We start from the raw sequence: 14,403 nt of genomic DNA, 5'->3' as shown, positions 1-14,403 counted from the left end.
TTTTATTTTTTTACATTCTGCGTATGAGGGTCCAGCAGGTCACGCAGCCCGTCGCCGAACAGATTCAGCGAAAGCACGGACAGTACCATTGTTAAGCCGGGAAACACCGTCATCCACCACGCCTTCATGATGACCAGCTTGCCGTCATACAGAATATTGCCCCAGCTGGGCGAAGGCGCCGGAATTCCTGTACCCAGGAAGCTGAGTGAAGCTTCCACGATGATCGCTTCGGCAAAAATAAAAGTGGATTGTACAATCAGCGGAGATAGCGTATTCGGTGCGATATGCATCCATAATATCCGGCTGCCGGAAGCCCCTTGTGCCTTCATGGCTTCAATATAGGTCTGCTCCCGGACGACAATCGCCGAAGATCGGACAGCCCGGGCTACTGCTGGAGTAAAGACAATGCTGAGCGCAATAATGACATTGGTGACATTGGCTCCGAGCGCGGCCATCAGTGCGATGGAGAGCAGAATACCCGGGAAAGCCATAAGCCCGTCGCAGATTCGCATTAGAATATTGTCCAGGAACCGGTAGTAGCTGGCGTACAGGCCAATCACAAGCCCCATGGCTGAAGTGGCAAGTGCAACGGCAAATCCTACCCCCATGGATACCTGGGCACCGTAAAGTGTCCGGCTGAATATATCGCGTCCAAAGTTATCCGTGCCGAACCAATGGTTCGTATCCGGCGCCTTCAAGCGGTCTGCAACAGTCATTTCATAAGGGTCATACTTGGTGATGTATGGAGCCGCAATTGCGGCAATGACTAGAATCAGGACAATAATAGATCCGAACACCATAGATTTATTCGCAAGCAGCCTCCTCATCATCAGGCTCCGGTGCTGTTTTTTCATATGGACTTTCACAGTTTGCAGATTCATATTCTCAATTGCGTCCATTTCATGCCCTCCTTGCTTAGCCATTTAACCGGACTCTTGGATCTATGACGCTGTATAGCAGATCCACCAGCAGGTTGATAAATACAAAAGCTACGGTAATAAATAACACAGCTCCCTGGATGACAGAATAATCACGACGCTGGACAGAGTTGACGATCAGCTGGCCGACTCCAGGGATATTGAAGATGGTTTCGAGAACCGCAGCCCCCGCAACCAGCCCAGCAAAGGTCTGACCGATGACTGTCAATACGGGCAGGAATGCATTTCTCAGGGCATGGCGGTAGATCACGCCTCTTTCCTTGACCCCCTTGGACCGGGCTGTCTTGATATAGTTGGCATTCAGCACCTCCAGCATCGAGGAACGGGTCATCCGGGCAATAAGCGCAGCTGTAATCGTGCCGAGCGCAGTAGCGGGAATGATTAAATACCTGAAATGCGTCCATAACCCGTCACTCAGCGGCCTGTATCCGGCAACCGGCAGCCATTTCAGATTGACTGTAAAGATCAGCACCAGGAACAGGCTAAGTAGAAAGTTTGGGATCGACAACCCAAGCAGTGACAGACTCATTAAGGACTGGTCTGTTGCTGTACCCCGTTTCCGTGCAGAGATAATACCGATTGGAATCGCTATAACAACTGCAATCAATTGAGCAATAATTGCTAATGAAAGCGTTGGTCCAAGGCGGTCAAAAATCGCTTCCGTAACCGATTGCTGCATGAAATAGGAATAACCCAGATTACCTATCAGAGCATTGCCAATCCAGTGAAAGTACTGTTGGTAGAGCGGCAGATTCAGACCAAGCTGGTCGCGCAGGGCCGCCACTTCCTCCGGTGTTGCTTCGTCTCCCAGCATGACTGACGCCGGATCACCCGGCGTCAAATGAATAATCATGAATACGAGCAGCGAGACGATGAACAATACCGGCAGTACAGACAACAGGCGTTTAATCAAATATGCTTTCACTCCGTACCGCCTCCTTGACTGAAAATTACTTGTAGACCTTGGTATTCCACAGCACAATTCCTTCGAAATCGTGGTACCCTTCAACCTTCGAGGTTGTTGCTGTCAAGGTGTAGAGATCACCCAACTTAATGGTCGGCAGATAATCCCACACGGTCTGTTGAACATCTTTCCAGATCGCCTGCTCTTCCTCCTCTGATGCAGCGGCGTTCATCTTGCTGAGCCCTTCCGTAATGGCCGGGTCATTTGTCCAGCCGTAATAGTTCGGATTTAAAGCCGAGATTTGGGAGGGTGTTACTACGGAGGTATAACCGCCAAGATTCAAATCCCATTCAGCGGACTCGTTTAACTTCGCTACGAGCGTAGGCCAATCATACACAACCAGGTTAATATTCATCCCTGCTTTTTCAAGCTGATCTTTGATTACAACGGCCTGATCATAGATATAGCCATATTCACGGGTTGCCAGCAAGCGGATTTCTTCGCCATTGTAGCCTGCTTCCGCCAGAAGAGATTTGGCTTTCTCCGGGTCTTTCTGGTTGAAAAGGCCTGCTTCCGGTTCCACGTACCAGTCGCTCTGCTCCTTCAGCATGTACGATTGGTCAATGCGGTAGAACTCCGGAATGCCCGGATTCGCCATGAATATATCATCGATATTCAGCGCCGCATTTACGGCCTGGCGCATTTTCAAATCGGTAAACAGACCTTGCTTCTTATTGAAGTTCATGCTGATGTTCGTTGTCATTACCTGGGTTGTATTCAGGCTGGAATCATCCTTGATGCTGTCATAGTTGTCGGCTCCAAGCTGACTGGCAACATCATACTCTCCCGACTGTAAGCCAATCATGCGGGTGGAGTCCTCAGAGACAAAGGAGAGGCGGATATCCTTAACTTCAGCCACCTTCTTGCCACCAAGTCCGTCTGCTTCCGTATCAAGCGGTTGATAATCATCGTTTCTGGTATATGAAATATATTGATCCTGTTTCCATTCTACGAACTTGTAAGGCCCGGTTCCGATGAATTCCTTAATACCGGAACTCGGGTCGGCACTCTTAATGACTTCAGCAGGCATAATAGCCGGAAATTGCTTGTAGGTTGCCATTACTAGCAACACATCCAGAGAAGGTTTATTTAATGTCAGGACAACGGTATAATCTCCATCCGTTGTGAATCTGCCATCTCCGATGATTCCTTGTGCAGCTGTTGATAAGGTAATCCAGCGATTCATGGAGGCTACAACATCTGAGGAAGTCATCTCTTTCCCGTTATGAAAGTGAATACCCTCGCGCAGCTGGAAGGTGTACACGAGACCGTCTTCACTCTTGTCCCAACTTTCCGAAAGCATTGGGACCACCTGATACTTAGAATTCAAGGTGAGGAGTGTTTCAAAGATTGGACGAGCAGCATCCTTGGTTGCACCACCTGTAACCATCTGCGGGTCTAGCGTGGACGGCTGAGTCGGATAAGCGATTCTTAATTCATCACTTAGCGCTGCACCGCCGCTATTGCTTTCCGAATTGCCGGTTGCTGTACCGGAACCGGAATTCGAACCGGAAGAACTGCAGCCATACAGAAACATCATTACCGCCATAATCATCAGCAGCATCGTACCCTTTTTCATTGAAACGCCCCCTTTAATAATGTTTAATGATATGTCAGAAAATCTATCATAAAAACAAATTTACTCTGACTTGTCTTCATTCTATAGATTTATCGACAATTTTCTATGTTTAAAACCTCTATTTTAGTATAGAATATATGTATGTTACCTCTATAATCTCGATTTTAATGTCATGTATTCTAACGCAATAGTGAGGAGATGTCGAATTGAATCCAAAAGTAAACCCTGTCATTTCCAGCAAGCTGCTGTTCAGCAGCAGTGAATTCAGAAATATTATTGAAGGTATCCGGACACTCACCTCAACACTTAACTACGATGAGTTGTTGAACAGAATCCTAGAAATTGCTTTGACAGTCATTCCCCTCAGCACAAGCGGAATCTTCCGCTTATTCGACGAGAAACGGCAATTGCTGATTCCACTGGCTTATGTGGGGAATATTGCAAGCTCGCTGCTGCATAATACACGCAGAGGTGAATCATTGTCGGGAAAGGTATTTGATGATGGGATTGCTAGGATTTACAATATGAACGATATGCTGGATGAACTGGAGCACCTGTCGCCGGAGAATCAGAACTTCCGTAATAAGCTGCTCACCGATGAACAATATATTGCCCGTTCCATGATTTCTGTTCCGGTTACCATACGGGGAGAACGAAGAGGGACATTAACGCTGCACCGGTTTGATGATGAGGGCTTGTTCACCGCCTATGATCTCGAATTACTGAAAGTATTTGCCGATCAGGTAGCTATCGCTGTGGAGAATGCAAAGCTGTATAGCGAAGTTCAGAATGTATTGCAGGAGGTTACGGAGCTGAGCGGCCAGATTCAGGAGAACAACCAGATTTTGCAGAAACGCCTGGAGGTTCATGAGGCCTTGACTGCTTTGTCTCTGAAGAACAAAGGCATACATGCCATTGTCAAAGAGCTGAACCGCATGATCAAAATGCCGGCGTCCTTCGTGGATATGCTCAACAAGCATTCCCATAACGGCAATTCTCAGCAGATACAGCTTGAATTTGATGATATTGCAGGGCTTTGGGATACCGAGGATCACGTACCGCTTACAATCAGCTTCCATGAACAGGAATTTTATCTGCATCCCGTTACTGTCGATAAGGTGCTGCTGGGGTGCATCATGGTCAGGCTTACCGGACCGATTGCCAGCATGGACATTGTGACTCTTGAGCAATCCAGCTCGCTGTTCGCCTTGGAGATGATCAAGAAACTCAGCCTCACTGACATTTACTATAAGGAGACCAAAGAAATCTTCACTAAGTTGCTGCAGAACCAGAATGACGATGCGCTGATGGCCAAGGGAGTTGAATTAGGTCTTGATTTCTCCGGGTATATGTCGGTTTCTATACTGGAGATAACCGGTCAATTTGAGCTGTATCAGACAGAAATTAACATCCAGCGGCTTGTGTTCAAGCTGAACGAGACTTTTAATAGCACACCCCATATGGCGTTTGGACTTCATAATCAAGTAATCATGCTAACTTCCTTCCCCCATGCTGCAGATGCCGAATGGGTTAAACAATCCATGGAGCGTATGATTCAGGAGTGGCGGTTCAGTTCAAGCAAGTACGTGCTGAGTGCAGCAATGGGTACCCCTTACAAAGGCATAGTCAATATTGCCAAAAGCAATACGGAAGCTCAAAAAACCCTGCACTATATGTTCAGCAAGCAGCAATCTGGATGTATTCAATATAAGGATATAGGTATCAACCGGTTATTCCTTGGACAGGATGTCTCCGAGATCCACCAGTTTATCTCAGACATCCTTGGCCCTCTGGAAAGCACACCGGGTCATAGTAGCCAGTTGGAGCAAACCTTGCACATTTATATGTCTGAGGATAAAATTGCAATCAATACAGCAGCGGTGCTTGGTATTCACATCAATACGCTTTATCAGCGGCTCAAAAAAATCCAGCAAGTGCTGAACATACGCTTCGACAATAAAGACGATATGTTAAAAATTCAAATGGCTTATCATCTCAAAGATACCTTTAACCAAAAGCATTAGCACGGGACGAATAGAGTAATGAATATAACATCTTCAGCAATTACACAATGAATACAAAAAGAGACGTATTGGCAAGCACTGCTCCATTCGGATCAAGGCTTGCAATATACGTCTCAGGATCGCTTCACTACGTTACTCCTATTTTCATAAAACGGTTGCTCTTTAAGGCGCCAAGCCTCTAGTAAATGTCTTCACACTCTCCGCAATAAATGATTCAAGTGATATATGAGGGAAAAACCCGCCGTTATCCAGGTTGTTTAGGAAAGTCCCATAATTCATTGAAATGAAGGAGTACGCCTGAAGCTCTGGATTCGTATCAATTAGCTTCCCTTTTTCGAACATAACCTTAAAATAATTCGATAGTATCTCCATGAATTGTCTGGGGTGTTTGATTGTTCTTTCATGAAATCCCGGTAAATTGTCTATCTCTTTAATGCTGATCATAATCATTTTGCGGTTACGGTTCATGATTTCATGATAGGTTCGACTGATCAATAACAAGTCCGTCTGTAAATCCCAAATCAGTTTTTCATTAAATAGCTTTGTCATTTCTTCAGCATAATGAAAACGGTCAAATGCAGCTTCGAGCAGATTTTGTTTGCTGCCAAATTGCCGAAACAGTGTTTTTTCACTGAGTCCGGCTGTCGCAGCAATTTCCTGGGTAGTTACTCCTTTGTAGCCTTTGCTTGCGATTAAATCGATTGCTGCCAATAGCAATTTATCACTAGTGCTTAAAGTGCTGTTGTTGCGCAACTTTCCCACCTCATTTTGTAGCCAGTTCGTACCGACTGTCATTCCTCGCGATAATAGCCCTTCACAAAAGAAATGTCAAGGCAACCGGCGCACACCTGAACCTCATTAATACCGGTTACATTTGGCCCTTTTCCACACGTTGGGCTGTATTCATTTTCGAACTGCGGCCGAATAGAACGAAATATAAAACGGCCATTACAGCAACCAGCAACGCAAGCGCAAGGAAAATATTGCTGTATACGAAAGCAGCGCTATTTGTCGTCAGCGGGTTTAAATGAATAGTTGGGGTACCAAAGTCAAGAATCTTCCCAATAGTCGCTGTGGATACAGCTGCAGCAATGAAATTAAACATCGATAACAAGCCCATACCAATTCCGATTTGCTCCTTCGGCAGTGTTCTTGAAATGGTGTTTGACAAGGCAATCTGCATAAACGATTGACCGGGAACACTTAAGATTAGGAATAGGGAAATAAATATAGGTGACATGCCTACAACGGAAGACAAGCACAGGAAACCAATGATAAGAAGGGCGGCGGCTGTAGACAACAGAAAGGAATTACCTTTTTCATCAGCTAACTTACCGCCTTTACGTCCCATATATGCGGTCACAAGGGCAGATGGCAACATAATGAGCCCTGTTACGGCTGCTGACAAATGGTTTACTTGTGACAGCAGTTGCGGCACCATAAAGGGAACGCCGAAGCCTACTGCAGTCAATACGAAGGTAATGGCTAAACCGAAGGAATAAGATTTGTTTTTAAAAACAACCGGCTTTACGAACGGATCAGCAGCATGACGAATACGTAAGATGAACAAGATCAATAAAACAATTCCGGTTACAGCATAACCTATACCTCCATTGGTTAACGCAAGCAGCAGAGTAGCTACTGTTCCTGCTAACAGAATTCCGCCAATAAAGTCAATTTTGCTGGCACTCCCTTTTTCATTATCCAAATACTTCCGGTAGAAAGGTAACGTAAACAGTGAAAGCAAAGGAATTACAAAAAGGACTTGCCAATTCAATGCGCTGGACACCAAACCAGCAATGATCGGACCAAGTGCAGCACCAAGAGCTGTTCCGATAGCGGTAGTGCCTAACGCACGGCCGCGTTTTTCAGGTGAAAAATAACGAATGGGTATGATCATGGCCAGCGCAGGAATGACGGATGCCCCAACTGCCTGTAAGATACGTGCGACGATCATCATCCAATAAGCGGAGGCCAAGATCCCCGCTAAGGAGCCGGCTGCTAAAAAGATGAGGCCAAAGGTCAGTAAGTTCTTCAAGCTGTATTTGTCTGTCAGTTTGCCGAAGGTGACAGTTCCTATTGCGTATACAATCATATAACCGGTCACCATCCAGCTCACTTGCGACGGTGAAATTTGAAATTGTTTGCTGATCACCGGAAGCACCACATTAAACATCGTTCCATTCATAACGGAAATGATCAGTGTAAAGACCAGAATTCGCATTAAGCGCTCACCGTTATTTTTTTGAATACTATCTGTAGTTTGCATAAGTTTGCCTCACTTCTAAAAGGTAATATATTTTCGTTAAGTACAAAAAAACTCGCTCCTCCTTCTAACAGGATAAGTCTTTATGTAGAATTGGATCGATTCCTGCCGATTGAATTCACACTTTTATTCCAAAAGATAGTACGCTTATAGTTCCCCTTTCACCTCAAATATGTCCGTCAGTACTTACTGACATTCGAAAAGATAATATCCTCTTTTATATATAGTGTCACGCCAAAACGAAATAGCAATGAATTCCTAACGTTAGACAACCGTTAGGCAATTTAAAAAGGCTGCCGGTAAATAGCAGCCTTACACAGTCCTCTATCGCCTCAAGTCCGAACCGAAATTGAAGTGAATCACATCATATGAGGAAATAGATCCCTTTTTTTGTAATTTTACATCCTTTTCGTGCTTTATTATAAAGTTATATATTCAATATTTTTTTACCACATTCAATCGAAATTCAATATTTCATTCTCCTCGGCCCTTTTCTCAAGCTCCATCTCTTGCATGAATTGCAGGTGCTTGGTACCCCATTCATTCATAACTGCCAACACGGGCTCCAGAGTTAGACCATGTTCTGTAATAGAATACTCCACCTTAGGCGGAACTTGCGCATAGACATTCCTTTTAACGATATGCTGCTCCTCCAGCTCCCTCAGATGCAGTGTGAGCATACGCTGAGTGATCTCTGGCATTAAGCTTCTCAGCTCACTAAACCTTTTGGTGCCTCCTTTAATCAGATGACGCAGAATAAGGGGTTTCCATTTTCCCGTTATGATTTCAAGCACAGGAATCACGCGACATGCTTCGAATTCATAATCCATTTTGAGACCTCCATTAGTACCTTTTTTGATACTATACCACAATTTTGTGCTTACTTCACAATTGGGATGCATGGGTACATAATAACTTCATAGACACCAAATGAGGCTGGTACAAACGTTGTTTCAATGCAAACATAAGGAGGCTTAACATCATGGCGCAACAGATTGATATCGCTGAATACGAAAGTGCTGCTCCCCGGCTTGATTGTGAAGATGATGATGCTTTACTTAATAGCAGTCCCTCTAAGCTTACTCTAATCAACTGGGATAATGAAGAAGCGATTGGTTGTGATCTTAACACTGGTGTTTGTTCACGGATAGAAGAGGAGCAGAAAGAAAATGAAGATTGAAATCATAGCATTTACCGATCCGTTTTGTGTATGGTGCTGGGCATCCGAGCCTATAACCTATCAATTAAAAGAACGTTATCGCGAGCAAATTCAATTTAAATATGTTATGGGTGGGCTAACGAAGGATATGTCTGCTTTTTACGATGCTCAGAATCAAATCGGAAGCACAGCGCAAGTTGCACCCCACTGGAGACTAGTATCAGAAAAAACGGGTCAACCCAGTGATGAACGGGTCATGCTAGATATAACCGACCCCCATTTTTCCACATGGCCTTCCAATATCGCGGTCAAAGCAGCGCAGATGCAAGGCAGTTCCATAGGTGATGATTATTTGCGGAGACTGCGCCGGGCTGTTCATACAGAGCGGAAGAAAATTCAGGAACATGATGTTTATATTCAGTTGGCAGATGATATACCAGGCCTTGACGTCGAACAATTCAAACGGGATCTGGATTCAGGGGCAGCTGAGAAGCTTTTCGAAAAGGATTTGCGCATCTGCCGGATCTATGGAGTGACTGGATTTCCGACTGTAGCCATTCGCTTACTGGATGCGTTAGCCGGAGATAATTCGGATACTCTCCTGTTGAACGGATATCGTCCGTATGACACTTATTTACAGGTTTTCTCCAGGCTAGGGGCTGATTTAGTAGAATATGAGCCACGCTCAGTCCGCGAATTGCTTACGGACTATGGTCCATTGACCACTAAGGAATTGGCAAGTATTTATAACCGGGATTTAGCGGACATGGAAACAGATTTGCTCAATCAATCAGCCGATTTAGGTCTTACCCAAACTGATGTCAACGGACATGGACGGGTATGGGACTTAGAACAAATTTAAAGGAGGAATTTCCATGCAAGTACTCAAAGCTAATCAAGGGCATCAAATGGGGCAAAGCCTCTTTCAGCTTCGTTTAATGCGTCCGGGGTTAATCTGGGGAGATCCTTCGCTTGAAGATTATGCTTTTGGTCCTCTGAGCAGAATCGATCGTGGAATTCTGGGACCCGGTGCGCTTGTTAGAATGCATGAGCATAACAATGATGAGATTTTTAGCTATATGTGGAAAGGAAAGATGCTGCACGAAGATTCGGCCGGACACCGGATTGAAGTATCTCCTAACCATCTAATGATGATGAACGCGGGTAAAAGCTTCTTTCATGAGGAGTCCACACCGAACAGTACCGTCGATATGCTACAAATCTTTATCCGGCCGGAAAAGGCTGATCTTCCTTCGAAAGTTCAGTTCTTTGAGCGTGTTGTCATTCCTACAAACGGAGAATGGACATTGCTGGCAGGACCAAAAGAAGTTGAGGCTCCACTTGAAATTCGACAACAAGTAATCGTTTATGATGCCCATGCTAAAGCGGCAACAGAAATGCAGCCTCCCAGCATAGAGGGCATGGAACCTTGGCTTTATGTGATGGATGGAAGCATTTCAATGAATGATATTACAATAAATAAAGGAGATGCGGTAACTTATTCCCTCTCTGAAATGTCAACGATTCAAATTCTTGAGGACTCTTCTCTTGTGCTGTTCCTGGTTAAACTAGATGCTCCGATGACGCTGGCAGGACCTTTCAGTGGAAGAAAAAGATAAATTACTAAAATAGGAGTGATACCATGTTTACAGTATCCAGCAGCATCCCGGTTAACAATAGTACAAAAAATCATCCCGTATTGGATAGACATCAAGTATGGCAAGGTCTTGTTATGAAAGCAGAAGACGCAACCCGTTTTGTAGGTGCGATAACAGAGTGCACAGTAGTAGAAAAGGACGAAAGATCACTTCTGCGGGAAGTGGTGCTGTACGGTGAAAGAATGAATGAACAGGTTAACTTTTTCCCTGAACAGATGATCGTCTTTGAACCTCTGGGCGGGCCGACTAAAGGCTTCATTAAAAATGAAATCGAAGAAGATGAACATGGCAATTTATCTGTAAGATTTACCTTTACCTTCGAACTAAGAAGCGGAGAACAAAACAAAGCAGCAGAGAAAGAATTCTCTAATAAAATGGAGAAAAGCTATATTGAAGCCGTTGAAACAACACTTTCCTCTATAAGAGAAATGGTTACAGTTGGAGCTCTTTAAGCTAATTCAGACTACTGGAAGGCAAGCAATAAAAAGCCCTTTCACCTCCTTAGCCGGGGTAAAAGGGCTTTATTGTGTTCCTGACGGCTGCAGCTATTCAATGCTTACCATCACTCGTGTTTCGCAGCTAACTGCTGCTCACTTTTTGGTGTGCTTTTAACAAACAATGTTAAGATTGCTCCGGCTAGTGCCAGGAGGGTTGCCACCATAAATGCCGAGTATACACCTCCTATCATCTCCTCCGGCATAGGTTGCCCTGTTGAAGTGATTGCATTGAACATGACCGTAACCAGAATAGTTGTTCCGATTGAACCGCCGACCAGGCGCATCGTGTTATTCATTGCTGTGCCATGAGAGATCAGCTTGCGGTACAAGCGGTTGATGCCAGCCGTCATTAGCGGCATCATGACAAGCGAGATACCAATCATTCTAATCATATAAACCGTCAGTACATAGCCGTAAGTCGTTCCGGTTTCCAACTGGGTGAACAAAAAACCTGTAACAGTGATAATTGTAAATCCTGTGATGGCAAGGCAGCGAATTCCGAATTTATCGAACAACCGGCCTGAAACCGGCATCATGGCGCCCATCAGGAGCGCACCCGGGTAGTAATGCAAGACCTGATTCCAGAGCATTATACCCCAGCATGTTCTGCATAAATACCGGAATCAGTGTCTCTGTGCCAATCATTGAAGTGAATGTAAATACCCCGAGAATCGTCGTCAGAGAGTACACCGGATCTTGGAAAACCCTGAATTCAAGAATTGGACTTACAATACCGGTATTCCCGATATTCGAGGCGAAACCATACTCGACCTGCTTTTGGGAAGAAAGCTGAATGCGTTACGCGTATGCCGAGCAGCATCTCACAATGATCAACTGCCTTCTTATTTTGATAGAGCTATCGTTTCCCATTATCTTAGCTTAATGGATCACATTCGTAGTCTTAATGCAACCTACCACTTATTCCATTAATCTCCCTTTACTTCATTATCATTCGGAATTAATTCATACAAGGCACGAACATCACAACCGATGGAATCGGCGATCGATATGGCAATTTTGAGTGGCATCACTCTTTTGTTTTCAATAAAGTCGTAAACTCGTTCCGGTTTAAAAAGCAAGTCTTTTGCCAGCCATTCCGCTGACTTCCCGGATTCCATCAATCGTTCATTCAGTAAGCAACGTCCTAGTTCAAATTTCAAGAAGTGATGACCTCCCGCATAAGATAATACTTAACCTTAAGCGTTGTCCATTGCCAGCATGAATATACTTCATAAAGGGTCCTATAACGATGAAGTTCCCCATGTTTCCTGTTAGTTCAATCTGAGGTTTTCCTATTTCCAGCCCAATTTTCCTGTTCACAATTGAGATTAATGATGCATAATAGCACTGTGTAGAAAATCTTCTAAATCCTCCTTGCTATATTGATTAATGATGTTCATATCTCTCACTCCGTGCATATATAAGCAATAACGCCCCATCTCGTGGTCTATAACATCGTCCACCTTAAGAGTAAGTTAGGTCAGTTTTTATGGAGTATATTGTGTAAACAAGCTTATGCGCGCTTTTTTATTGTTATAGAACATATGGATTTGGTTTGAATGACAGACTCATTCTTTAATATAGGGCGTAAACCCTCTTGAATATAGGTTCTCCACTAACTTGAAAAATTCTTCTGACGATAAATCCTTTTGACGCTGGAGCCAAAGACGAAACAAAGAAAGAGCAGTTGTCAGGTAAAACTCAATGAAGTATGGCGTTAGTGATTGGTGTTGCGGAACGTTTAATTCTAATTGATTCAAAGCGATTTCTTTTTTTAAGCGTTTTAAAAAACGGACACTTCCATAATCACCCAAAAGGGCATTAAGAACCAGGAGATGTTCTTTTTTATCCAGACAATAGAGCGTGTCTTGAACCGTATCCAACGATAGCTCTTTATTTGCCAATTCTTTTTTCATTTCATTCAATAGGTCATTTTCAACAGAGTTTAACAATTCGTAAATGTCAGTAAAGTATTGATAAAAGGTGCTGCGGTTATATCCTGACTTATTCGAAATTTCCTGAATCGAAATTTTCTCAATCGGCTTTTGGCTATATAACTCACAAAAAACTTCTACAAACTTTTGTTTTGTTTTCTCCGTTATTTGGGGTTGCTTTTTCATGTTTCCCTCCTACTAGTGAATAAGAATACCATCCGACAAATCATAAAAAACTGATGGTTGATCAAGGAATAATGAAGATTTATAATCACATCATACAACGCGTTGTCGGATAATCAATAGGGAATATTAATAAGTTGGGGTGGTTTATATGTCAGCAAAACAAGATAGAATTTTAATTTTTGGTGCAGGTGTCATCGGGAGCATGTACGCAATTAAGCTTATTGAAGCAGGGTTTGACGTTAGCCTGTTTGCACATTCGAATAGATATACATCATTAAGAGAAAATGGCCTGCAGTATATAGAAAAAGGTACAGTTAGATCGATACAAGTGAATGTCATGGATACGCTCGAAAATGACGATGTATACGATTTTATTTTCGTTACTGTTCGTTATGATCGGTCCGAATCAGCATTGTTAGCGCTAAAAGATAATCAAAGCAAAATTATAGTTACGATGATTAGTAATTCAATTGGATTTTCTTCGTGGCTGGATATCATAGGGGATAGACTTTTACCAGCTTTTCCCGGCTTCGGCGGACAGATTAAAGATGGGGTATTACATGCGCGATTTCTACCAAATTTTATAGCGGCAACTGCATTTGGAGAAATTAATGGTGTAGCGACAGAACGCATAGAAAACCTCGCAAAACTATTTAAAACAGCAAAGCTTCCCTACGTTATTAAAAAGGATATGCAAGCGTATCTAATCACACATTCCGTATCAGATATTGCCATGCTGAGTTTTTTGCATTCTGAGAATAAGATTATTGACAAAAAAACAGCCAGAACCAGAAAGACGGCACGCAAAATAACAGTCACTTTAAAAGCGTATCTTAGGGAAATACAAAAAGCGGGCGTTTTAATTGATCCTCCAATACTTAAAATGGTGCTTAAATTTCCAAACTTATTTTTGGATCTCTTCTTTATGACATGGCTACGAACTAAGATGGTTAGGGATATGATGTTGCCGGATTATGCGAATAATGCTAACAATGAGATTGTACAGCTGAGTAATGATTTAATGAAATTTTTAAGTCAACATGATATCAAATCGGAAATACATGTTCCGTAATTTTTTGTTAAAATAGTATGGTATTTTTTAATTTATTTTCATTAAATCCTTCAATCAGGCATTAATCTGAATATGAAAATCTAAATATATAGTTTTTTCGTAGCATCCTTGAATAAACTACCGGGA

The 14,403-nt window shown here is 43.3% G+C and carries 15 protein-coding genes; 6 read left to right on the top strand and 9 right to left on the bottom strand.

Going from position 1 to position 14,403, the window contains the following annotated elements; translation table 11 throughout:
• Window positions 1–2 precede the first annotated feature (2 nt).
• Genes NYE58_RS19250 through NYE58_RS19240 form a run of 3 tightly spaced genes read right to left on the bottom strand, consistent with a single transcriptional unit; the run spans window position 3 to window position 3,481 of the window.
• Window positions 3–899 carry an ABC transporter permease gene (locus tag NYE58_RS19250; protein ID WP_076279734.1) on the bottom strand — a complete coding sequence of 299 codons (897 nt, stop codon included), beginning with the start codon at window positions 897–899 and terminating at the stop codon, window positions 3–5.
• A gap of 16 nt (window positions 900–915) precedes the next feature.
• Window positions 916–1,863 carry an ABC transporter permease gene (locus NYE58_RS19245; RefSeq protein WP_341002735.1) on the bottom strand — a complete coding sequence of 316 codons (948 nt, stop codon included), beginning with the start codon at window positions 1,861–1,863 and terminating at the stop codon, window positions 916–918.
• Between the two features lie 25 nt (window positions 1,864–1,888).
• On the bottom strand, window positions 1,889–3,481 hold the full coding sequence (locus tag NYE58_RS19240) for an ABC transporter substrate-binding protein (protein ID WP_341002733.1): 1,593 nt from the start codon (window positions 3,479–3,481) through the stop codon (window positions 1,889–1,891).
• A gap of 206 nt (window positions 3,482–3,687) precedes the next feature.
• Between NYE58_RS19240 and NYE58_RS19235 the strand changes: the two genes are divergently transcribed.
• Window positions 3,688–5,505, top strand: coding sequence for a GAF domain-containing protein (locus tag NYE58_RS19235; RefSeq protein WP_076217624.1), 1,818 nt, complete (start codon window positions 3,688–3,690; stop codon window positions 5,503–5,505).
• A 162-nt stretch (window positions 5,506–5,667) separates the two neighbouring features.
• Here the strand turns inward: NYE58_RS19235 and NYE58_RS19230 are convergent, their stop codons facing one another.
• The 3 genes from NYE58_RS19230 to NYE58_RS19220 all read right to left on the bottom strand — a co-directional run bounded on the left by NYE58_RS19230 (window position 5,668) and on the right by NYE58_RS19220 (window position 8,601).
• Entirely contained in the window at window positions 5,668–6,258 is a 591-nt protein-coding gene (locus NYE58_RS19230) for a TetR/AcrR family transcriptional regulator (RefSeq protein ID WP_254848813.1), read from the bottom strand.
• Between the two features lie 115 nt (window positions 6,259–6,373).
• Window positions 6,374–7,774 carry an MFS transporter gene (locus tag NYE58_RS19225; protein ID WP_341002730.1) on the bottom strand — a complete coding sequence of 467 codons (1,401 nt, stop codon included), beginning with the start codon at window positions 7,772–7,774 and terminating at the stop codon, window positions 6,374–6,376.
• Window positions 7,775–8,226: 452 nt separating this feature from the next.
• The gene (locus tag NYE58_RS19220) at window positions 8,227–8,601 is read right to left on the bottom strand and encodes a winged helix-turn-helix transcriptional regulator (protein WP_076217626.1); all 375 of its coding nucleotides are present in this window, start codon (window positions 8,599–8,601) and stop codon (window positions 8,227–8,229) included.
• Window positions 8,602–8,753: 152 nt separating this feature from the next.
• On the opposite strand from NYE58_RS19220, the gene NYE58_RS19215 reads away from it, so the two are divergent.
• Genes NYE58_RS19215 through NYE58_RS19200 form a run of 4 tightly spaced genes read left to right on the top strand, consistent with a single transcriptional unit; the run spans window position 8,754 to window position 11,040 of the window.
• The gene (locus NYE58_RS19215; protein ID WP_076279732.1) at window positions 8,754–8,951 is read left to right on the top strand and encodes a hypothetical protein; all 198 of its coding nucleotides are present in this window, start codon (window positions 8,754–8,756) and stop codon (window positions 8,949–8,951) included.
• On the top strand, window positions 8,941–9,792 hold the full coding sequence (locus tag NYE58_RS19210) for a DsbA family protein (RefSeq protein WP_076217628.1): 852 nt from the start codon (window positions 8,941–8,943) through the stop codon (window positions 9,790–9,792). The genes NYE58_RS19215 and NYE58_RS19210 overlap by 11 nt, the downstream gene beginning before the upstream one ends.
• Before the next feature lie 13 nt (window positions 9,793–9,805).
• Complete coding sequence (locus tag NYE58_RS19205) at window positions 9,806–10,549, top strand: pirin family protein (RefSeq protein WP_341002725.1); 744 nt, start codon at window positions 9,806–9,808, stop codon at window positions 10,547–10,549.
• 23 nt (window positions 10,550–10,572) lie between these two features.
• Window positions 10,573–11,040, top strand: coding sequence for an SRPBCC family protein (locus NYE58_RS19200; RefSeq protein WP_076217630.1), 468 nt, complete (start codon window positions 10,573–10,575; stop codon window positions 11,038–11,040).
• A gap of 110 nt (window positions 11,041–11,150) precedes the next feature.
• Here the strand turns inward: NYE58_RS19200 and NYE58_RS19195 are convergent, their stop codons facing one another.
• From NYE58_RS19195 to NYE58_RS19185, 3 genes are all read right to left on the bottom strand, one after another.
• Window positions 11,151–11,675, bottom strand: a complete 525-nt coding sequence (locus tag NYE58_RS19195; RefSeq protein ID WP_341002722.1) for an MFS transporter — start codon at window positions 11,673–11,675, stop codon at window positions 11,151–11,153.
• Between the two features lie 336 nt (window positions 11,676–12,011).
• Window positions 12,012–12,245, bottom strand: a complete 234-nt coding sequence (locus NYE58_RS19190; RefSeq protein WP_076106729.1) for a transcriptional regulator — start codon at window positions 12,243–12,245, stop codon at window positions 12,012–12,014.
• Window positions 12,246–12,653: 408 nt separating this feature from the next.
• Window positions 12,654–13,205 (bottom strand): TetR/AcrR family transcriptional regulator, encoded by a 552-nt coding sequence (locus tag NYE58_RS19185; protein WP_341002720.1) that lies wholly within the window; start codon window positions 13,203–13,205, stop codon window positions 12,654–12,656.
• 148 nt (window positions 13,206–13,353) lie between these two features.
• Between NYE58_RS19185 and NYE58_RS19180 the strand changes: the two genes are divergently transcribed.
• Window positions 13,354–14,277, top strand: a complete 924-nt coding sequence (locus NYE58_RS19180) for a ketopantoate reductase family protein (RefSeq protein ID WP_341002717.1) — start codon at window positions 13,354–13,356, stop codon at window positions 14,275–14,277.
• Window positions 14,278–14,403 lie beyond the last annotated feature (126 nt).

Source organism: Paenibacillus sp. FSL L8-0708, from assembly GCF_038009325.1.
Lineage (GTDB): Bacteria > Bacillota > Bacilli > Paenibacillales > Paenibacillaceae > Paenibacillus_AQ > Paenibacillus_AQ odorifer.
Note: the sequence above shows the minus strand (reverse complement) of the source record. Positions and strands in the feature narration are given on the sequence as shown.